This is a genomic window from Streptomyces orinoci (assembly GCF_003121295.1).
GTDB classification, from domain to species: domain Bacteria; phylum Actinomycetota; class Actinomycetes; order Streptomycetales; family Streptomycetaceae; genus Streptomyces; species Streptomyces orinoci.
In genome coordinates this window covers 34,928-54,267 of record NZ_PHNC01000006.1, presented here as the reverse complement: position 1 = coordinate 54,267, position 19,340 = coordinate 34,928, and the positions used below count along the sequence as shown (strand labels likewise).

Genomic DNA, 19,340 nt, shown 5'->3' with positions numbered 1-19,340 from the left:
CGGTCTGATCAGGTAATCTCTTGCCTGTCGCCGGGAAACGGCGCAAGACACCCGGGGCTATAGCTCAGTTGGTAGAGCGCCTGCATGGCATGCAGGAGGTCAGGAGTTCAATTCTCCTTAGCTCCACTTGGGAGTGGGGGCCGTTCCATGGGAACGGTCCCCATTTGTCATTCCCCTGAACAATGACCGGAGTTGGCGGAGTCGGCCAGGGGTGCCGCTGTCAGCCCAGCTCGGCGAGCTGGGCGACGGCCGGTGCCATGGCGTCGATCCAGGCGGCGGGAGAACCGGTGACCGGGCTGACGATGGCGGTGTGCACGCCCAGTTGGGCATAGCGGGCCATCTGCCGCACAAACTCCGCACGGGTTTCCGGGCTCGGCCGGGGAGTGCCGACGGTGATTGTCTTGCGGATTTCCGCATAGTCGCGGCCGGCGTCATCGCAGTGCCGTCGCAGCACTTCCAGCTTGTGCCCGACGTCCTCGGGAGCGGAGGCGAAGAGATTGCACGCATCGCCGTATCGCGCCACCAGCCGCAGCGTCTTGCGTTCCCCGCCACCGCCGATGAGGATCCTGGGCCGGCTGACCGGCTGCGGTGAGCAGAGCGTCTCGGCCAGCTGATAGTGCTTGCCCTGGAATGGGCCGTTGTTGTCCGGGTCCCACATCTGCCCGCAGATCCGCAGCGTCTCCTCCAGCCGTTCGAACCGTTCGGCGAGGGGCGGGAAGGGCACGCCGAGGCCATGGTGCTCGCGCTCGTACCAGGCGGCGCCGATGCCCAGCACGGCCCGGCCGCCGGACAGTACGTCCAGGGTGGTGACGATCTTGGCGAGCAGGCCGGGATGCCGGTAGGTCACGCCGGTGACCAGGAGGCCGAGGTCGATGGCGGAGGTGTGGGCAGCCAGATAGCCGAGCGTGGTGTAGCCCTCCAGCATGCCGGCTTCCGGGGGAAGGCCGGTCTGCTCGATCTGAAAGTAGTGGTCCATAAAGGACAGCCAGGCCGCCCCGGCCGCTTCCGCCGCGCTGCCCACCCTGGCCAGTTCACCGGCGATGGCGGTGGTACCGCCGTCGATGTCGAAGACGGGAATGTGGATACCGAGTTCCATGAGGCGGGTTCCTCTCACCGGGGGTGGAGATCGGCGCGGCGGGTATGCGGCTCATCACGACTATTCCCCGTGCGATGCCTTTCCTGCGGTCCAGGAACCGGCAGGCAGGGCGCCGGGGCGGCTCGTCGGAAGCCCGGGGAGCCGCGCGGCCGGCGACCAATGGCCCGCACCCGGACCCCGACCGTAGGGGAGTCCTGGCGCTGGACGGGCCGTCGCCGGGCCGGGCGGTGAGCCCTTCGGCGACGCCCTGCCAAACCGGGTCGCGCGAGAGTCAGGACCGCCCGGGCGCGGTGAGAGACGCCCCCTCGGCACTCACCTCCCGCTCCCCGCACGGATCCGCCTCCCTCATCGCCCCCTGCCCGATGCGCCGGACACCCGGTACGGCCGCTGTGCCCGCGCAGGTGAGGGCCACCAGTACGGCCGTGACGGCGAGCGGTGCGGAGCTGCCCCAGGCGTGGGAGGCGAGCGGTGCCAGCACATAGCCGAGCGGGGCGGCCGCCAGTGACAGCAGCCAGTCATAAGAGGTGACCCTGGCCAACACCCCTGCCGGGAACTGCTGTTGCACCACCGTCTGCCACACCGGGTTGAGGAAACCGAGACCGGTCATCGCGAGGGCGTACCCGGCCACCGTCACCGCCGCCGGGGCCGCCGTGGCGAGGGCGAGCAAGGGCAGCGCGTACAGGGCCAGGCCCAGATTGGCGACCAGCACCGGCCGCTTGGGCCGCACCCGGCCCGCGATCAGCGAACCCATGAGCACCCCACCCGCCGCGGCCTGGGTCATCGCGATCCATACACCGTCCCCGCCCAGGCGCTGGGCGGCGATCAGGGGGCCGAGGGTGAGCAGGACGGCACTGGCGCCGTTCCAGACCGCATGGCCGATCAGGCTGGTCCAGTACCAGTCCCGGGAGCGCACCTCGTCCCAGCCCAGGGCCAGATCGGCGAGCAGCGGGCGGCGTTCGCCGGGGATGTGCCGGACGGTCAGCCGGGTGAGCAGCGCGGCGCTGGCCATGAACGAGGCGCCGTCCAGGACGAACGCCCAGCCCGCGCCGGCCGTATAGACCAGTACCCCGGCCAGGGCCGGGCCGCCGAGCCTGGCCGCGTTCCCGGCCGAGGCCAGCAAGGCGTTGGCCCGCATCCGCTGTACTCCCGGAACCGTGGCCGCCACCAGTGGTGTTGCGGTCGGCATGGCAAAGGCGGAGGCGATGCCGCCCACCGCCTCGGCCACCGCGATATGCGCCAATCGCGGCTGTCCGGCGGTCAGTTCGACACCGACGGCAAGCTGCGCGAGGGCCCGTATCAGATCGGTGGCCAAGGCCACCACCCGTGGGTTGAAACGGTCCCCGGCCACGCCGCCGAGCGGCAGCAGAAGCAGCCTGGGCACCATCGCACAGCCCAGTACCAGGGCGAGCGCCCCGGACGAGCCGGTGGCGCGGGTGATCGCGATGGCCAGCGCGGCGGGGACCACGGCATCGCCGAGGGTGGAGACGGTCCGGCCGATGAAGAGCAGCCGGAAGTCCGGCAGGCGCAAGGGGTGTTGGGTCACGGCCCGCACTATATTTCGGTACCGAAATTTCGGCAACGAAATATTTGATGTCGTTGGAACCTCTAGACTCCCGGCATGAAGCACCCCGAACCACGACCGGACGATGACGCCCCGCGCGACTCCGTGGACGACCACGTCCAGCGCTGGCTGCCGGTCCTGCCCCAGCTCGACCCGGACATCGAGGGCGCCGTCAGCAGGATGAGCAAGCTCATCCGCCATCTCGCCCGGGTCCGCGAACAGGGCGTCGCCGAATATGGCTTGCAGAAGCACGAGTTCGACACCCTGCATATGCTGGCCGGCCGTGGCGGCCGGGCCACCCCCACCGAACTGCGCACCGACCTCGGCCTGGCACCCGCCTCCGTCACCGGCCGCCTGGAGGCCCTGGAACAGCGGGGGTTCGTGCTGCGTACACCCTCCACCCGGGACCGCCGCCGGGTGGATGTGGAACTCACCGAGGACGGCCGGGCGGCCTGGCGCTCCGCACTGGACGTGGTCGGCCGCGAGGAACACCGGCTGCTCGGCGTCCTGGCACCCGCGGAGCGCCGTCAACTCGCCGACCTGCTGCGCCGGGTGCTCCTGGTCCAGGAGAAGACCGCACCCGACGAGCCCCTGCCCCGTCACCAGCCCGCGGCGCGCCCGCTCACCGAGGGGACGCCGCACGGGCCGGGCCACGCCCCGTACCCCCGCCGCTCGTCCGGTGCGGACTCGAGGACGAAACGATCCGCTGACAGCGGTCGGAGGAGGGGCGAAGGCGGCCGGTGACCGCCAGAAAAGCGACGAACAAGCCCATGACGATCCAGCCGGGCCACCCGGTGATCCCCATGTGCAGTGGATCGAGCGTCGCGTCCGGGTCGGCGAACTCCTTGACCATGCCCACGCTCACCGAGCTGACGAAGGCATGGCCGATGACGGCCGGGACGACCGAGCCGGAGCGCAGCCGCAGCCAGGTGAAGACCGGCAGGACCAGGGTGCAGCTCAACACCATGGCCGGTACGGCCACATACCAGGGGCGCCCCGGGTACTGGCCGCCCATCAGCAGGGTGGGCAGATGCCACAGCGCGAAGGCCGCTCCGGTGAACAGATATGCCCGTACCAGAGCGGCTCGCCCGCCCTCCCGCAGCAGGCGCGGGAACAGATAGCCCTGCCAGCCCAGTTCCTCGCCGAAGAACAGCGGCAACGACACCAGCATGCTCAGCACCGCCCCGGCCGCCCACCCGCCGAGCCCGCTCCAGTGCGCCCCGCCGAAGGGGTAACGGCCCGCGAGGGCGCCGATGACCAGCGCGGCGGCGGTAAGTCCCGCCGGAACCGCCATGGCCACAAGACAGGCCCGCAGGGTGCGCCACCAAGGCCGCGGCCAGCGAAGGGCGAGGGCGTCCCGCAGCCGCCCGCCCCGTTCGACGAACCGGATGACGAGGATCGCGGCCAGCGCCGGTGCGCACATCGCGGCCGCGATGCACGCCTGCTGCAGCGCGCCAACTCCCTCCCGGGCGCTGCCCCGTTGATACCCGCAGGCCAGAAGCGGCGACATCGCCGCCCACATCCCGGCATTGGCCACCGCGAGGTAGACGAGCAGGCCATGGCGTCGTAACAAGGGCCTTCTCGGGGACCCCGCTGAGATCATCATGCGCCGCACGCTATGAGGCGGCGGGGGAGGTGCGGAATGCGGTCAACCCCCTTGGTCTGCTGGGGTTTTCCCTATTGCGGGGAGCGGCGGGCGGCGGGTTGAGGGATCATTACCCGGGCCGTTCCCCGGTGCGCCGCGCGCCGGGCTTGCCGTTCCAAAGCGCGACGCCTCGCGGCGCGCCGCGTGCGGGATCGGCGGGGCTGATGGGAAACCCGGGGTCGGACGATCCCGCACCCGGCGCGCCTCTCCCTACCCCCGAACCCCCTCGTCGATACGGAAGTAGTGCCCCTCCTCAAGGTCGGCGATCAGTCCCGGCCCGGTCGGCTGCCAGCCCAGCAGTTCACGGGTCAATGCGCTGGACGTCGGAACGTCGATCGCCAGGATGGAGCCCAGCCAGCCGAAGTGGCCTGCCGCGTCCTCCGGCGGTACGGAGACCACCGGCAGGCCGAGATGCCGCCCGATGACCTCGGCGATCGTCCGGACCGGCACGCCCTCCTCGGCCATGCCATGCAGAACGGAACCGGCGGGCGCCTTCTCCACGGCCAGGCGGAACAGGTGCGCGGCGTCCCGCCGGTGAACGGCACACCAGCGGTTGGAGCCGTCGCCGATATAGCCGGAGACGCCCTTGGCGCGGGCGATGTCGATCAGGATCTTGACGAAGGCCTGGTCGCCCTCCCCATGAACCGAGGGAGGCAGCCGCAGCACCGAGGCGCGGACGCCGCGCTCGGCCAGGGAGAGCGCGGCGTTTGCGCTGACGGCCCGGTGCGCCGTGACCGACCCGGGTTCGGGAGTGTCCCGCTCGGTCGCCACCCGCCCCCCGGCGGCCCTGACCGTTCCATTGGCGACGACCAGGGGCTTGCCGGAGCCTTCCAGCGCGGTGCCCAGCGCCTCGATGGCGCGTACATCGGTGCGTATGGCGTTCTCGTACTGCGAGAAGTCATGGAAATCATGGATGAAGGCGAGGTGGATGACGCCGTCCGCCGCGGCGGCTCCGGCCCGAAGGCTGTCGAGGTCCTCAAGGGAACCCCGATGTGCCTCGACGCCCGCAGCGGCCAGGGCTTCGGCGGAGGCATCCGAGCGTGCCAGCCCGACGACCTGGTGACCTGCGCCGATGAGTTCGGGAACGACGGCGGATCCGATGAAGCCGGATGCGCCGGTGACGAATACCCGCATAAGAGCACTCCCGTGGTGATGGGCGGCCGAGCGGCCTGCCCATGGCATGACAGCCAATGTCAGTGACTGTCATCAAGCTAGCACTGATGTCATGCACTGTCATCAAGTAGGATTCCGGCCATGGGGCGATGGGAGCCGAACGCACGCGGCCGACTCGAACAGGCGGCACTGGAGCTCTATGTCGAGCGAGGCTACGAACAGACCACGGTGGCGGAAATCGCCGGGCGCGCGGGCCTGACCGAGCGCACCTTCTTCCGGCACTTCGCCGACAAGCGAGAGGTGCTCTTCGCCGGCGCGGGCACGCTGCGGGATGACCTGGTGAGCGCCGCCGCCCAGGCGCCGCCCGGGGCGCCGCCAATTGACGTGGTGGCAACGGCACTTGCTGCGGTCGCCGCCCCGTTCCAGGGGCGCCTGGAGAGCGTCCGCCGGCGCCAGTCGGTCATCGAGGCCAATGCGGAGCTGAAGGAACGTGAGCTGATCAAGCTCGCCTCATTGTCGGCGGCCCTGGCCGAGACCTTGCGGGAACGGGGCGTTGCCGAGCCGGCCGCGAGTCTGGCCGCGGAGGCGGGGATCGGTGTGTTCAAGGTCGCCTTCGGGCGCTGGGTCGGCGAGCCCGGGGGCGGGGAATTCGCCCGGATCGTCCGGGAGGCGGTGGACGAACTCAAGGCGGTGGCTGCCGGAAGCTGACCACGGGGGTGGCCGCCATCGACCGGGGTGTCCACGGCGCGCCCGGCTCCGCGCGCCTCGTCTCCGGTGCCGTGCCGGGAGTTACGTACGCACCCCGGCAGGCATACGGCCGGGGTGACGACGCACCGGACCGCGAGGCTCCGGACCCTCATCTCTCACGACCAAGCCGGGCTACGGCCGAACTGCTCGGCGCCCGGCGGGACTTCACGCCGAGGTCAGCGCGGCGGAACGGTGGCGCGGAACTTCTTGGCCAGGTCCGCGCCCCGGATGACACCGCCCGTGTGGTACGTCAGGCCCCAGGCGTCGATGGCCGAACCATCGGCGAAGACGCACATATCGTGCAGATGATCGCGATCGACCGGGTCGCCTCGCCTGATCCAGCCACCCACATCGCTCTTGTGGTTGCCGAACTGCGTGGTGCCGCCGATGGACGCGCAGTACGCGGCGGAGGGGTTGCCCTGCGGGTGTTGCGGGAGCGGTGGTTTCCGGACATACGCGAGGGCGGCGAGTGTCGGCAGGTCGGCGGCGAGGGTATCGGTGGGCAGGACGAGCTGGGAATGGTCCTTGGCCTGGAAGTGGCACAGTTGCCGCTCACTGCCGAGCGGGGTGAGCCGGCGCCCGGCGTCGTAGTAGGCCCGGTAGGTGGCCGGATGGCCGCCATGGCCGGTGCACCAGGCGGCCGGGGTGGGCGGCTGAGCCTTCCCGGGGCTGGCGGTGGCCTGGGAGGTGAACACGGCGGCTGTGGCAATGGTGGCCAGGGACAAGGCGATGGCGCGCTTGCGCATAAGGATGCCTCCCGTGAAAGTCGGGAGACACAGTCTCGACCGGGGGCGGGAGGCCGTCAACGGTGCCGGAACGGCCAGGGAATTGGGTAGCCGGCGGCGTTGCCGGTGATTGACCTGGCTCCGCTTCACCGATGATCGGCGGCCTTTGCCGCAAGGTTGCGTACCGTAACGCAGGGTGCGCCTCACCGTGTGGCACACCCGCCGAATCCGCCCGTTCCCAGTGTCCGTTCTCCTGAGGTGCAGCCCTCGCCGCCCGTCCTGAAGTGTGTCTCGTAGCTCGTGGGCTGGGGCTGCGTTGAGCTGGCCGTGCGGGTTGTCACCGCTCAATTCCATGAGCTCCTAGAGGTGTTCACCGGGCTCCGCCCGCGTCAGTTCCGGCGTCTGGTGCAGGCTGTCCACCGCAACGGGGCCGGCTCTGGGGCCGGACCGGCCGGGCCGACCGTGGGCACTGCCTCTGGAGGACCGGGTCCTGCTCGTGGCGATGTACTGCCGCACGCACCTCACCATGCGCCGGCTCGCCCCGCTCTTCGGGATCTCCCCGGCAGCCGTCGGCCGGATCATCAGCCGGCACGGGCCCCTGCTGGTCCTGGCCCCGGGCAAGCGCAAGCCCGGACGGCACCACATCCTCGTCGTGGACGGCATGCTGGTGCCCACGAGAGACCGGACGGTGTCGGCCTCGTCGAAGAACTACCGCTACTCGGCGGGCCTCCAGGTCCTGATCAAAGTGGACACCCGGGTGGTACTGGCCGTCGGCCGGCCGTTGCCCGGCAACCGCAACTACTGCACCGCCTTCGCCGAGTCCGGCATCAAGGATGCCTGCGGCGCTGCGACCGTCCTCGCCGACGGCGGCTACCAGGGCACCGGTGTCCTGATGCCCCACCACCGTCAGGCCGGGCAGAACCGGCTGTCCGACCGGAACAGCACAACACCTCCCACCCGCGGATACGCGCCCGCGTCGAGCATGCCTTCGCTCGCATGAAGAACGGGAAGATCCTGCGCGACTGCCGCCTGAAAGGCGATGGCGTCCGGTGGGCCGCCAGTTGCGTCGCCCACATGCACAACCTCGCCCTCAGCCACTGATCACAGCGTCACGGGACAAGCTTCACCAAGGGGTGTCATCGAACAAACGCCGACTACTGACTGAGCATCTTGACCAGCCACAGTGTGACAGTGCGGGGCGGTCATCTGCTGGCTCCGCTTCGAACTTGCATGGCCGAAACGCCGGAGGGATCGTTTATTGAGGGCACCTACGCAAGGACGGAGAAAGCCAATGGCCGTGTCTGACACCCTGAATACCATCGCTGAGCGGGCCAAGGCTGCCCAAGACCACGTATCGCAGGCCGCGGCCCAGAGCCGTGAGCAGTTGCAAGCCGAGGTTGAAAGGGCCCGCGGGGACGCCCAGGCTCAGGCCGCCAAGCTCCAAGAGTCGGCGCGCGGCGCTGAAGCAAAGATGTCGCAACGGTGGGCCGAGATGCAGAAGAACTGGCGTGAGCACACGGCCCAGGTGAGCAGCGACATCGAAGCTCGCAAGAAGGAACTCAGCGCGGCTCACGCGGCCCGAGCGGCCGACCGGGCCGAGGCCGATGCGGTCACCTCAGTCGAATTCGCGTTGGCTGCCATCGAAGAGGCCGAGTACACGGTTCTCGATGCCCGGCTGGCCCGGATGGAAGCCAACGAGAAGGGGGCCGGGTAGCGCGCTCAACAGCATTTCCCGGGCTCGGGCCGCTCCTGGATCACCGAGAGTGGCCCGCTTTATAACCGCAACAGACGCTGAAACTGAGGCGGGTGAAAAGGCGACACCCAACCCTGGGTCACGAGACAAGCTTCAGCATGCATATCCGAGGGCAGGAGGCGACAGTAGTCTGCCGGAAGTCCGGAAGGAACCGGAAGGAAGAGGCCAATGTCTTCCAATCGCCCACCCGATTTCGAGCATGCCATCCATACGGCCAATATCTGGCTGAAATCGGTGGCCGAAGCCATGGGAACCGAAGACCGCGGCGCGGCGAACCGCGCGCTGCGGGCGTGGCTGCACACCGTGCGCGACCGGTTGACCGTGGATGTGGCCGCCCACCTCGCGGCGCAGCTTCCCGAGTTGCTTCGCGGGGTTTACTACGACGGCTGGGATCCCAGCATTGTGCCGGTCAAATACGACCGCGATGCCTATATGATCCGCTTCGCCCAGGAGGCCAAGGTCACCGCCGAGGAGGTGCCGCAGGTAACCGCGGCGGTCACCGCCGCGCTGGCCCGTCAGATGTCCCCGGGCCAAATGGACTCCGTGCTCCAGGAGTTGCCGCACGACATCCGCGTCTTCTTCCTGGAGCCGGTTGCCTAGCACCGGGGCGGTAAGGGAAGCCGACAAGCGAACTGGAGCAGCGAGTTCCCGTCAGGGGTCGGGAACTCGCCGTTCCAGGCTCGGCAATTCCTGCCACCGCAGGGCAAGTCACGGCCGCTGAGCGACTGTTCGCCGGGCGGGGCGGCATTGATTAGCATGTTCAAGTGATACCCAGGGAACAGCAGGCTGCCGGTGCGGTCATTGGATCAGCGGTGGGAGACGCCCTGGGCGGTCCCTTCGAGTTCGGCCCGCCAGGAGTGTTCTCCGCTCGTTTTCCCATCCAGGGCATGGGCGGCGAGATGAGCGGGGGAGGCGGGTGGGAGCCGGGCGAGGCGACGGACGACACGCAAATGGCCGTGCTGGTCGCGGAATCCCTGATTGAACGGGCCGGCCTCGACCTGCCGGATATCTTCGCCCGCTTCCAGCGATGGGCCGTCTCCGGTCCCAAGGACATCGGACTGCAGACCGAAGAGGTGCTGACCAGCGGCCTGCCTTGGGACAGGGCCGCTGCCGCCCACTTCCGCACCAATGCGCGGGCGGCCGGAAATGGCGCGTTGATGAGGGCCGCCACCTCCGCGGTGTACTTCGCCGCCCAGGGGCAGCGGGCCAGCATGGACGCGGCTCGCCGCATCGCCGCCCTCACCCATGGCGACCAGGCGGCCTGGGAGGGCACCGCCATCTTTCATGAGCTTCTGCGCCTCACCTTCCATGGCGTGGATCCCCTGGCCGCGCTGCCGGACGTTCTGGGCCTGGTGCATCCCGAGCACCGGGACCGCTATGCCACCGTTCTCGCCACCGACTGGCACCCCGGCCGGGCCACCGAGTTCAATGGCGCCGTCTGGCCCTGTCTGGGCTCGGCGGTCTGGGCCCTGCGTACGACCGGGAGCTATGAGGAGGCGGTACGGGCCGCCATCGACCTCGGCGGTGACACCGACACCGTGGCAGCGGTCACCGGTGGACTCGCCGGTGCCTATTACGGCCTGGACGGCATTCCCGCTCGCTGGGCCGAGCCGCTTTATGTCCCCTTGCCGGGATTCAACGGCCGGGTGCTGCGGCTGCCGGAACTTCTCCACCTTGTACGCCGCCTTGTGGCCCGTACCTGAGGCCGTGGGGCCGGCCGGATATCGCGATATGTTGGTGTGTCGGAGTATCTGGTGAGAGAGGTGGCTCATGGCCGCGATGGCGGCGGGATCCGAGTCGGAGTCGGCAGCGGGCTCGGGTTCGGGCGCGGATGACCTGATCGAGGTCTTCAAGGCCCTTGGCAACCCTGCCCGTTTGCAGATCATGCAGTGGCTGAAGGACCCCGATACGCATTTCAGTGAGTATGAGCCGATCGCGGACCGCCAGTCGGTCGGTGTGTGCGTCACGCATATCCAGGCGAAGTCGGGGCTCGCGCAGTCAACCGTCTCCAGCTATATGAGCACGCTCGAACGGGCGGGACTGGTGCGCCCCACCCGGGTGGGCAAGTGGACCCACTACCGGCGGGACGGGGAGCGGCTGGCGCAGCTGGCACGAGTGATCGGCAGCACTCTCTGATTGACACATCGCAATACGTCGATATGATCTTCTCATGCCGACCTTCGATGCTGCTCCCACGGCCCTGATCGTCCACGCCCACCCGGAGCCCCACTCCTTCAACACCGCCCAGATGACCACCGCCGCGCAGGCCCTGCGCGACGCGGGGTACCGAGTCGATGTCCTCGATCTCTACTCCGAAGCCTGGGCCCCGGTGCTCGGCCGGGAGGAATTCGCGCCGGTGGAAGGCTACTTCAAGCCGCAGGTCGAGCAGATGCGCGCGATCAAGGACGGGACGCTCGACGAGGCCGTCAAGGGCCATCTCGACCGGCTGTTCGCCGCCGATCTGCTGGTGCTGTCGTTCCCGCTGTGGTGGTTCTCGCTGCCCGCCATTCTCAAGGGTTGGGTGGACCGGGTGTTTGTGATGGGCGGCGTCTTCGGCGGGGACTACGGATACTTCGATGACGCGGCCCTCGCCGGAAAGCGAGCGATGCTGCTGCTCACCACCGGCGGGTCCAGCGAGGCTTTCCAGGCCGATGGCACCCTGGGCGCGATGGACGACTTCCTGTTCCATATCCGCCGCGGCATGCTGGAGTTCGTCGGCTACCAGGTCCTCGACCCGGTGGTCACCTATGGGCCGGTCCGCATGACCGACCAGGAGCGGGCGGAGGCGCTGGAGAAGGTCAGGGAGTCGGTCACGCTCGCCGTGGCGGAGCCCCGGACCGCCGCACGCTGATCTCCGGAACGGAGCGGGCCGGAGCGAGCCTGCATAAGTGAGCGCAAAGGGGTACCCGAAGGAGTAAGCCGAGCGCGGCCGCCGAGTCGCCGCGCTGTGCGACCAAAGCGAGGAGCCCCTGATGACCACGGTGAAAGAAGCTGTAGACGTGGACGTGCCCGTCCGTACCGCCTACAACCAGTGGACACAGTTCGAGGAGTTTCCGAACTTTATGGAGGGGGTCGAAAACGTCCGGCAGATCGACGACCGTCACAACCACTGGATCACCAAGATCGGCGGGGTGCAGCGGGAATTCGACACCGAAATCGTTGATCAGCTCCCCGACGAGCGGATCACCTGGCGAACCATCGGTGGCGACACCCGGCAGAAGGGCATGGTGTCCTTCCGGCGGGTTGATGACGCGCACACCCGGGTGGAACTGGTGATGGACGTGGAACCGAGCGGAGTCGCCGAAAAGGCCGCCGACCTCACCGGCACAATCGACCGCCGGGTGAAGGGCGATATGCGGCGCTTCAAGGAGTACATCGAGAAGCGAGGCGGCGAAACGGGTGGCTGGCGTGGCCGCATCAGGCCGGGAGGCCGACCGGCCTGACACTGTTGTCGCTCTCCGGCGGCATGGTGAACTTCCTTCCGCCGGTAGGTGATTGGCCCGGCCTACGGCAGCGCTTGCGCCGGGCCACGAGAGGCGGACGGCTACCTTGACCGGGGCGACGGCGAGGTAGCCGTGCCGAACGCGGGCATGGGCGCTTGCCTGTGCGCTGCTCCCGGCTGCGCCCGCGATCGCACCACACCCTCTCAGGCGGCGGGCCGCATCGTCTTCTTGGCGGTCTCGTAGGCCGGGATCATCACCTTTGAGTCATCGCTCTCGGCCCCTTCAAGGTGCAGCACCGTCAGGCCCTTTGCGGTCTTGACCGCGACACCCCGTCGCTGCTGCGGTTTGTCCGTGAGAATGTTCTGCTGCGTATAGACGACCTCTGCCGCGGGCAGATCACCGAGCTTGGTCTCGCTGTACTCGGGGCCGCTGACGCGCTTCTCCTCGGCGACGAAATCCTCGAGCACCTGACGGGGCGACTTCTCCGGCCGGTCCGTGGTGTAGATCCGTATAAAGCCGATCACGCCAGTGGAGCTTGCGGAGAGTTCGCAAGCGCCCTTGACCGACCGATGCCCGGACAGCTTGCTGAGAAGCTCACTGTCCTCATCCGTGAAGCCGGTGAACTTCCACCCCTTCGGCGCCTCGAAGGACACAGGAAGCACACAGGCGGTCCCGGCATCGCCGATCCTGCCATCCTTGAGACCCTGCCCGGACTTGGCGGCCTTTCCGGCCGCGGTTTCGGAAGGCTTGGTGCTCTCCTTCACCGTACCGGCCGAGGTCCCGGCCGCCCTGGGTGCGTCGCCGCTCTTGTGGTCAGCGGACGAGCAGCCGGTGAGCACACCGATGGCGAGCATGGCGGATGCCGCACTCGAAGCAATCTTGCGCATAAGCCTTCCTGGGTCATTCGGGACAGCCCGGCAAACCTATAGCCATGTGGGCGGGATGCTCAAAACGATAATTTTGCACACCGTGCTGACAGCGCCGCATGTCCTGGATTCACCGGTCGGTGGCTCATTTCGGCCGGCGCCCGGTCAAGTGCCTTGCCCCGACCGTCGCTTGAGTGGCGTCGGTTGAAGCCAGAGTCCCGCTGCTCCGGCGCTGCAGCCGATGGATCGTCAACTCCCTTGCTGCACACGCGTGGAACTGTCCGCTTCCACGCGCCCGGAAGGCGGCCGGCCGTGCGCACTCACCGGGGTGATCCAGTGGCACCCGGGCGTTGACGCTGTCCGGGGCTCAGCAGGAAGGCGGCGACTTGGAGTTGTCGATCGGGACGGGCATCATAAGGTATGGATGCCTAAGGCAATTATATAGCGAAGGGTAGACATGACTGACACCACGGCTGTCCTCGGCTACGTGGAGGAGAACCTCGCCGGCATGGGTGACGACCCCGGGCGTGAGGCGCTGATCCACGAGGGGCGCCACATCACGGTGGGGGAGTTCCGTGCGCTCGTCCACCGGATGGCGAGGGCAATGCAGTCCGAGGGCATAGGCCGCGGCAACACCGTTACCCTCCTGAGCGGGAACCTGCCCGAGATCATCGCCGCGCGGTACGCGGCCAATCTGCTGGGCTGCCGGGTCAACCATCTCTACAACAAGCTCTCGCCCGAGGTTCAGGCCGCCATAGTGCGGGACGTGGAGACCCATGCGCTCATCGTCGATCCGCGCCTCGCGGACCGCGCGGCCGAGGTGACGCAAATCGCCCCGGCGGAGAAGGTCTTGGTGCTCGGGCCCGCCAAGTCCGGCAAAGACCTGCTGGAGTTGGCCGCCGGATTCCCCGCGGACCCTTTCCCCACTCTTGCCCGGCCGGAGGACATAGCCGGTATCCGGCACACCGGTGGCACCACCGGTCACCCCAAGGGCATTTGCAGCACCTATGAGCAGCTGGGGATGGCGCACTCCATCAAGGGGGACGGGGAGTACACACCCCGCCAACTGGTCTGCACCACCATCGCCCATGCCGCGGGTTTCCTCGCGGACAGCACCCTCCGCCTGGGCGGCACCCTGGTCCTGCTGGAGGACTTCGACGCGGCCACCGTCCTCGCGACCATCGAACGCGAGCGCATCACGGATTCTGTTCCTCCTTCCGCCGCTGCTCTATGAGCTCCTGGACCACCCGGACGCCGCCCGCGCCGACACCTCCAGCCTCCGCCGTCTCCTCTACGGCGGCTGCCAGGCGTCACCGGTGCGGATCGCCGACGCCGTGCGGCGTCTCGGCCCCGTCCTCCTTCAGTTCTACGGCCAGAACGAGGCGGGTGGCATCAGCGTCCTCCTGCCCGAGGACCACGACCTGGAACGGCCCGAGCGGCTGCGCAGCGCGGGCAAGGTGCTGGCCGAGGTGGAGGTGGCGATACGGGACGAGGCCGGCCGTGACCTGCCCACCGGCGAGCACGGTGAGATCTGTGTGCGCTCGCCGCGGGTGATGCAGGGATACTGGAAGCAACCCGCCCTGACGGCCGAGGTGTTGCGGGACGGCTGGCTGCGCACCGGTGACATCGGGTTCCTGGACGAGGAGGGCTATCTGACCGTCGTCGATCGCCTCAAGGACATGATCATCGTGGTGGGCGGTCATGTGTACACCACGGAACTCGAGGATGTGCTCAACTCCCACCCGGAGGTCCGGCAGAGCGCGGTGTTCGGTGTCCGTGACGCCGACAACATGGAGCGCGTCCATGCCGCGGTGGTGACGGCCCCCGGTGCGGATGTCTCCGCGGACGGGCTCCGGGCCCTGGTCCGCGAGCGGTGCGGGGCGATGTACGAGCCGTACCGCATCCACTTCGTTGCGGCGCTGCCGCTGACCGACGCCGGGAAGCCGGACAAGAAGCTGCTGCGGCGGCGGGTTGAGGAGTCGGCGGTGTGACCGGTCGCGGGGGCGGGGAGCCGCCCCCGCTTCCGTATGCCGCGGCGGCGGTGCCGTACGGGGCCGAGATGAGCGGTCCCCGGGGTCGGTGCGGCCGCCCGGCGCCGAATGGCGGTTCGGCCGAGCCGAAATCCGAGGGCATTCGCCGGATAGCATGCCGTGTACAAGCCGGTAGGACGGAGAGGGTTCGGCGCTGTGACGTCTGAGGAACGCTGGGTGATAGCAGGTCTCGGAAATCCAGGGCCGTGGTTCACAAAGACGCGGCACAACGCAGGGTTTCTGGTCATTGACCGCCTGGCCCGGCGCCATGGAGCGGAGTTCAGGTGGTACGGCACCAAGTGCCGGCTGGCGGAGATCGATATCGATGGCAGGCGGGTAATCCTGGTGAAGCCGCAGTGGTTCATCAACCTGTCGGGCAATCCTGTGGCTTCCGTCCTGCGGACTTATGACGTTCCGGTGGAGCGGCTCGCGGTTGTGCATGACGACCTGGCGTTCCGTTTCGGCGCCGTCCGGATAAAGCGTGGCGGTGGCGCGGGCGGGCACAATGGTGTGCGTTCGGTGACCGAGGCGCTGGGAACTCGGCATTACACCCGGCTCCGCTTCGGCCTTGGACGTCCACCGAAGGGACAGCAGACCGGGAAATACGTCCTGCGGAAGTTCCCGGAACCGGAGCGATCCGCACTGCCCGCGGTTCTGGACCGGTGCGCGGATGCCATTGAGGCCCTTGTGGTGCGGGGACTGGACAAGACGCAAACCGAGTTGCACAGCGCACCGGGAGCAGGGGAGGAATGAGGGCGGCCGCACCGGCGCCGGGCGGCGACTTCCCGTCCGGTACCGGCTTTTGAGCGAGGCGGCGCGACCTCGGTGAAGTGATGGCGGCCCGCCCGGCAAAGGGCCGGGCCTCAGGCATGGTGATCACGTGCCCGGGCGCTGGGTGGCGCCACTGCTCGGGGCGCAGCGCCGCCGCGAGCTATCCGCCGAGGGCCAACTCCCTTTTGAGGACCGCGCGGAGGTCGTGTGGCGGGCGGCCGGTGAGGCGCTGGACGGTATCGGTGGTACGGTCCTCGGCCCCCTCGGCGATGGCGCGGTCCATATCGGCCAGCAACCCGGCGAATTCCATGGGCATATGGGCCGTGAGCCGATCTCGCAGCCGGGCATGGGTGATACGCCGGTGGACTACGGGCTTGTTGGTTGCCTCGGTCATGATTGCGGCGACCTCGTCATAGCTGAGCGCCTGCGGCCCGGTGAGAACAAGGTCGGTGTTGGGGGCGGAACCATCGGTGAGGGCCCGGACGGCGACAGCGGCGATGTCATCGGCATCGACAAAGCCGATGCGGCCGTTCCCGGTGGCGGTCAGGATGGTGCCGCTTTCCCGGATGCCGACGGCATGCGCATGGTTGCCGGTGAAGTTCTGCATAAACCAGGAAGGCCGCAGCACCGCCCATTCGTCGAACAGTCCGGGCAGGGCCTGGTGCACCGCTCCCACTGCCGGCCCGCCCTCGGCTACGGCCGAGGAGCTGAGGAGTACCGCGCGGCGTACGCCCGCGGCGCGGGCCCGTCGAAGGAAGGGCAGCATGACCGCGGCCGGGTCGGAGTCGCCCAACGGCGGTATCAGGTAGACGCGGTCGGCTCCGTCAAGGGCGTCGGTGTGGGTGGCGGGGGCGTACCAGTCGAAGCGGACCGGCTCCGCACCCGGGACCGTGGCGGCGTGCCGGCCGGCGGCTTTGACGCGGTGGCCGGCGGCGGTCAGCCGGGCGGCGGTCCGGCTGCCCGTGGTGCCGGTGGCGCCGATGACCAGAGTGGTGCCGGTGGTGGTCATCGGGCGCTCCCGGTGAAGTCGGTGCCGGGCTGCTGGACGGCGAGTGGGTTCCAGTAGTCGCGGTAGGAGGTGATGCGCCCATGCTGAACCGTCACCACGGCGATATAGCGCATATCGAAGGGATCGCCGGTCTTCACCAGTCGTCCCACACCACGCATTTCGACCACTATCCCCTCCGGGTCGGTGGTCTGGTGGATGCGGACCTCGGGGAAGTCGTGCAGGTCGATATGTTCCGGATAGTGGCGCACATAGGCGGCGATGGCCTCCTTGCCCTCCAGGCGGCCGGGCCAGCCTGCGGGGGCGAAGGGGAACTCCAGGACCCCATCCTCGGCCCAAAGGCCGACCCAGGCGGGGATGTCCTTGTCCAACAGCAGTTGGAGGCTGTGGCGGTAGAGGTCCGCCGGTGACGAATGTATGGGCATGAGCAGGCCGTCCTTCTCCGCATCGTAAAATCCGGACCTAGGGTCCGGTTGAAAGATACGGACCGCGGGTCCGCTTCGCAATAGGAGGAATCGCGTGCCCGAACGCAAACCTCGCAAGGACGCAACCCGTAACCGGGCGGCGGTACTTGCGGCCGCCGACGACCTCTACGCTCGCTGTGCGAGCCCCGAGGACGTCACCATGGCCGATGTGGCGGCAGCGGCCGGGGTGGGCAAGGGGACGCTCTTCCGTGCCTTCGGCGACCGCAATGGACTGATCCGAGCGCTGTACCAGGCGCGGCTGGAACCGCTCGGAAACTCCGTGGAGGCCGGCCCGCCACCCCTCGGGCCCGGCACCCCGCCGCTTGAGCGGATACCAGCCGTGCTCGACGCCCTGCTGTGCTTCAAGCTCGACAACCGCCGCCTCGCACTGGCCCTGGAAGGCGCGGGCGGCGGCAGCCCTTACCTGGCTGAGCACTATGAACGCTGGCATGCGCTGCTACGGGCGATGGTGGAAGGGATCCCGGGTTTCATGGGTGGCGACTTCACCGCCCATGCGCTGCTGGCCGCCACTCGTGCCGACTTGGTTGAGCACTTGGCCGGTCAGGAGCGGGTGCCTCGTGAGCAACTGCGGGCGGATTTGGCGGAGTTCGTTAGGAGGGTGCTGGGTGCTGGGGTGTTGCCGGGATAGGCGGCCGGAGGTCGATGCCCCGGCGGAAGCCGCCAGGTGTAAGGCGGAAACGAGCGTCAACGGCGGACGACGGTCATGGCCGAGGCCGCGACCGGCCCGGTCCTGGACGTCGAGACCCGCGAGAGTGCGGCCGCCCCTGGCAACGGCGTTACGCATGCGCCGATAGGGCCCGGCCAGCCCGTGGCTCTGTCGCCCCTGCCCTCGGCACGCACTGCAGTGCCACCACCGGCGGCACAACCACCCGCCGCCGAACACGCGGGGATACCGCCACTATGGACCTGCCTTGGGACGGCCCGGCGGAGGTGCTGCGCATTGTGTGGGACACGTGCAGTCGGTGCACCTCAAGCAGTTGGCCGAAGGCTTCCTCGGACTGGTGTGACGCCGGCTGGCGGTCCCCACCACCGAAACGACAGGCCGGGTCGGCCCAATGGCGGCTGTCCTTCCGGCAGCAACCAGGCGAACCGACCGGCGCCAACGCACTGTGGCTTACCGGTAATTCACACCAAAACGTCTCGGCTCAGTGTAGGAAGAGTCCCGTGCGAGCACAGCAGTTTGCTCCGCGATGTACGGGACCGGCCGGCTGAACCGCACCGGTGGTCGATGGCGGCCGGAGAACCAACCGCGTCTCACGAAAGGTGCCTGTGGTAAGCACGGTACCGACGCTGGCCGGTATCCGCCCGCACTACCGGCCGACCGGCCCGCCGGTCCAGGCCGTCGCGACGATGCCCTCGACGAAGAGCAGTGCCACCAGGTCGAGAAGCCGGATGCGCCAGCCGAGGCGGGTTGGGTCCGGTGAGCACGACGCGGACCGGCGTCCCAGAGCAATGCCTGCGCGGTGTCAGCGCAGCCCGAGCATGCCGCTGGCACTGTCACCTGGATCGGCCGGGCTGCCGTGGCTGATACGGGCTGGAGGTAGGGGACCCGTGCCAGAGGCGGGGCCGGTGCGAGTCCAGATAAGCTGCGGATCAGCCGCGGCTGCCGTCCTGCTGTGTAAGGAAGTGCCGGATGTCCGCGGCAAGGGCGGACATCTGCTCGCCGGCCTCGATCCAGGTCGTGAGGGATGCCTCCCAACCGCCGGCCGCGCTTCTCCACGGGCGAAGGGTCCAGGTCAGCCCGACGTGGCCGCCAGAGCGGAAGGCCGCGCTGATGGTGAGATCACGGTTGTCGGTCCGCCACTCCCACTGACCGTCCCAGCCGCGGTAGTCGGTCGCCAGTCCCTCCAGGAAGGGCACCAGGCCGTCAGCGCCCCAGTTCCAGGCGACCACCTGGTCAACGCGAAGGGCCCGCCCCGGTGCCTGAGCCTCGACGGCGTAGTGCACGCGTTCCTCGTCAGGCCGGGAAGGGTCACACAGCCGCACGCTGACGGAGTGGTTGTCCCGGCAACTGACGGTGACGGGGCTTGACATGTCGAGATGGGTGTCCTGGCAACTCATCGGTCAAACGGTAGATCACGAAGGCTCCGCCGCGGCGA

18 protein-coding genes, 1 tRNA gene and 3 pseudogenes are annotated in these 19,340 nt (G+C 68.7%); 13 read left to right on the top strand and 9 right to left on the bottom strand.

Translation table 11 applies throughout. The features are described 5' to 3' along the window. Positions 1-53: 53 nt before the first annotated feature. Positions 54-126 (top strand) — tRNA-Ala (locus CV755_RS02105). Positions 127-220: 94 nt separating this feature from the next. Here CV755_RS02105 and CV755_RS02100 read toward each other — a convergent pair. Together CV755_RS02100 and CV755_RS02095 are read right to left on the bottom strand one after the other, a co-directional pair. Then, complete coding sequence (locus CV755_RS02100; RefSeq protein ID WP_109278390.1) at positions 221-1,096, bottom strand: LLM class F420-dependent oxidoreductase; 876 nt, start codon at positions 1,094-1,096, stop codon at positions 221-223. A 271-nt stretch (positions 1,097-1,367) separates the two neighbouring features. Beyond that, positions 1,368-2,639 (bottom strand): MFS transporter, encoded by a 1,272-nt coding sequence (locus CV755_RS02095; protein WP_109278690.1) that lies wholly within the window; start codon positions 2,637-2,639, stop codon positions 1,368-1,370. 75 nt (positions 2,640-2,714) lie between these two features. On the opposite strand from CV755_RS02095, the pseudogene CV755_RS35720 reads away from it, so the two are divergent. Beyond that, positions 2,715-3,065 (top strand): annotated as a pseudogene (locus CV755_RS35720) (MarR family winged helix-turn-helix transcriptional regulator); the annotation flags it as partial. Between the two features lie 214 nt (positions 3,066-3,279). Here the strand turns inward: CV755_RS35720 and CV755_RS02085 are convergent. Together CV755_RS02085 and CV755_RS02080 are read right to left on the bottom strand one after the other, a co-directional pair. Then, on the bottom strand, positions 3,280-4,230 hold the full coding sequence (locus CV755_RS02085; RefSeq protein WP_241560912.1) for a CPBP family intramembrane glutamic endopeptidase: 951 nt from the start codon (positions 4,228-4,230) through the stop codon (positions 3,280-3,282). Between the two features lie 282 nt (positions 4,231-4,512). Beyond that, a complete protein-coding gene (locus CV755_RS02080; RefSeq protein WP_109278389.1) occupies positions 4,513-5,436 on the bottom strand; it encodes an SDR family oxidoreductase in 924 nt (307 codons plus the stop codon). A gap of 120 nt (positions 5,437-5,556) precedes the next feature. Between CV755_RS02080 and CV755_RS02075 the strand changes: the two genes are divergently transcribed. Further along, complete coding sequence (locus CV755_RS02075; RefSeq protein ID WP_109278388.1) at positions 5,557-6,123, top strand: TetR/AcrR family transcriptional regulator; 567 nt, start codon at positions 5,557-5,559, stop codon at positions 6,121-6,123. Positions 6,124-6,338: 215 nt separating this feature from the next. Here CV755_RS02075 and CV755_RS02070 read toward each other — a convergent pair whose 3' ends face one another. Then, positions 6,339-6,908 (bottom strand): hypothetical protein, encoded by a 570-nt coding sequence (locus CV755_RS02070; RefSeq protein WP_109278387.1) that lies wholly within the window; start codon positions 6,906-6,908, stop codon positions 6,339-6,341. A gap of 306 nt (positions 6,909-7,214) precedes the next feature. On the opposite strand from CV755_RS02070, the pseudogene CV755_RS02065 reads away from it, so the two are divergent. From CV755_RS02065 to CV755_RS02035, 7 genes and pseudogenes are all read left to right on the top strand, one after another. Continuing rightward, a pseudogene (locus CV755_RS02065) lies at positions 7,215-7,988 on the top strand (transposase). 196 nt (positions 7,989-8,184) lie between these two features. Next, a complete protein-coding gene (locus CV755_RS02060) occupies positions 8,185-8,601 on the top strand; it encodes a YtxH domain-containing protein (protein WP_153068557.1) in 417 nt (138 codons plus the stop codon). Positions 8,602-8,808: 207 nt separating this feature from the next. Then, positions 8,809-9,240 (top strand): DUF2267 domain-containing protein, encoded by a 432-nt coding sequence (locus CV755_RS02055; RefSeq protein ID WP_109278385.1) that lies wholly within the window; start codon positions 8,809-8,811, stop codon positions 9,238-9,240. A gap of 167 nt (positions 9,241-9,407) precedes the next feature. Next, entirely contained in the window at positions 9,408-10,343 is a 936-nt protein-coding gene (locus CV755_RS02050; RefSeq protein ID WP_109278688.1) for an ADP-ribosylglycohydrolase family protein, read from the top strand. A 76-nt stretch (positions 10,344-10,419) separates the two neighbouring features. Beyond that, positions 10,420-10,776, top strand: a complete 357-nt coding sequence (locus tag CV755_RS02045; RefSeq protein WP_109278687.1) for an ArsR/SmtB family transcription factor — start codon at positions 10,420-10,422, stop codon at positions 10,774-10,776. A gap of 34 nt (positions 10,777-10,810) precedes the next feature. Beyond that, positions 10,811-11,491 (top strand): NAD(P)H-dependent oxidoreductase, encoded by a 681-nt coding sequence (locus CV755_RS02040; protein ID WP_109278384.1) that lies wholly within the window; start codon positions 10,811-10,813, stop codon positions 11,489-11,491. 121 nt (positions 11,492-11,612) lie between these two features. Continuing rightward, positions 11,613-12,083, top strand: coding sequence for an SRPBCC family protein (locus CV755_RS02035; RefSeq protein WP_109278383.1), 471 nt, complete (start codon positions 11,613-11,615; stop codon positions 12,081-12,083). 203 nt (positions 12,084-12,286) lie between these two features. Here the strand turns inward: CV755_RS02035 and CV755_RS02030 are convergent, their stop codons facing one another. Continuing rightward, on the bottom strand, positions 12,287-12,970 hold the full coding sequence (locus tag CV755_RS02030) for a lipoprotein (RefSeq protein ID WP_109278382.1): 684 nt from the start codon (positions 12,968-12,970) through the stop codon (positions 12,287-12,289). A gap of 436 nt (positions 12,971-13,406) precedes the next feature. Here CV755_RS02030 and CV755_RS02025 point away from each other — a divergent pair. Then, a pseudogene (locus tag CV755_RS02025) lies at positions 13,407-14,940 on the top strand (AMP-binding protein). 195 nt (positions 14,941-15,135) lie between these two features. Further along, positions 15,136-15,732: an aminoacyl-tRNA hydrolase gene (pth, locus tag CV755_RS02020; RefSeq protein WP_109278381.1), complete on the top strand. Its 597-nt coding sequence runs from the start codon at positions 15,136-15,138 to the stop codon at positions 15,730-15,732. 178 nt (positions 15,733-15,910) lie between these two features. On the opposite strand, the gene CV755_RS02015 is transcribed toward pth, so the two are convergent. Then, positions 15,911-16,759, bottom strand: a complete 849-nt coding sequence (locus CV755_RS02015; protein ID WP_109278380.1) for an NmrA family NAD(P)-binding protein — start codon at positions 16,757-16,759, stop codon at positions 15,911-15,913. Beyond that, entirely contained in the window at positions 16,756-17,181 is a 426-nt protein-coding gene (locus CV755_RS02010) for a nuclear transport factor 2 family protein (RefSeq protein ID WP_109278379.1), read from the bottom strand. Before CV755_RS02010 ends, CV755_RS02015 begins: the two co-directional genes overlap by 4 nt. 94 nt (positions 17,182-17,275) lie before the next feature. On the opposite strand from CV755_RS02010, the gene CV755_RS02005 reads away from it, so the two are divergent. Beyond that, positions 17,276-17,869 carry a TetR family transcriptional regulator gene (locus CV755_RS02005; RefSeq protein WP_109278378.1) on the top strand — a complete coding sequence of 198 codons (594 nt, stop codon included), beginning with the start codon at positions 17,276-17,278 and terminating at the stop codon, positions 17,867-17,869. A 965-nt stretch (positions 17,870-18,834) separates the two neighbouring features. Here CV755_RS02005 and CV755_RS02000 read toward each other — a convergent pair. Then, entirely contained in the window at positions 18,835-19,302 is a 468-nt protein-coding gene (locus tag CV755_RS02000; RefSeq protein WP_161968572.1) for a DUF6228 family protein, read from the bottom strand. Positions 19,303-19,340: the final 38 nt, after the last annotated feature.

Coding starts and splice junctions, on each gene's coding strand:
- CV755_RS02070 (WP_109278387.1), bottom strand. CDS start 6,908: ATGCGCAAGCGCGCCATCGCCTTGTCCCTGGCCACCATTGCCACAGCC.
- CV755_RS02040 (WP_109278384.1), top strand. CDS start 10,811: ATGCCGACCTTCGATGCTGCTCCCACGGCCCTGATCGTCCACGCCCAC.
- CV755_RS02100 (WP_109278390.1), bottom strand. CDS start 1,096: ATGGAACTCGGTATCCACATTCCCGTCTTCGACATCGACGGCGGTACC.
- CV755_RS02055 (WP_109278385.1), top strand. CDS start 8,809: ATGTCTTCCAATCGCCCACCCGATTTCGAGCATGCCATCCATACGGCC.
- CV755_RS02030 (WP_109278382.1), bottom strand. CDS start 12,970: ATGCGCAAGATTGCTTCGAGTGCGGCATCCGCCATGCTCGCCATCGGT.
- CV755_RS02045 (WP_109278687.1), top strand. CDS start 10,420: ATGGCGGCGGGATCCGAGTCGGAGTCGGCAGCGGGCTCGGGTTCGGGC.
- CV755_RS02010 (WP_109278379.1), bottom strand. CDS start 17,181: ATGCCCATACATTCGTCACCGGCGGACCTCTACCGCCACAGCCTCCAA.
- CV755_RS02015 (WP_109278380.1), bottom strand. CDS start 16,759: ATGACCACCACCGGCACCACTCTGGTCATCGGCGCCACCGGCACCACG.
- CV755_RS02035 (WP_109278383.1), top strand. CDS start 11,613: ATGACCACGGTGAAAGAAGCTGTAGACGTGGACGTGCCCGTCCGTACC.
- CV755_RS02075 (WP_109278388.1), top strand. CDS start 5,557: ATGGGGCGATGGGAGCCGAACGCACGCGGCCGACTCGAACAGGCGGCA.
- CV755_RS02000 (WP_161968572.1), bottom strand. CDS start 19,302: ATGAGTTGCCAGGACACCCATCTCGACATGTCAAGCCCCGTCACCGTC.
- CV755_RS02080 (WP_109278389.1), bottom strand. CDS start 5,436: ATGCGGGTATTCGTCACCGGCGCATCCGGCTTCATCGGATCCGCCGTC.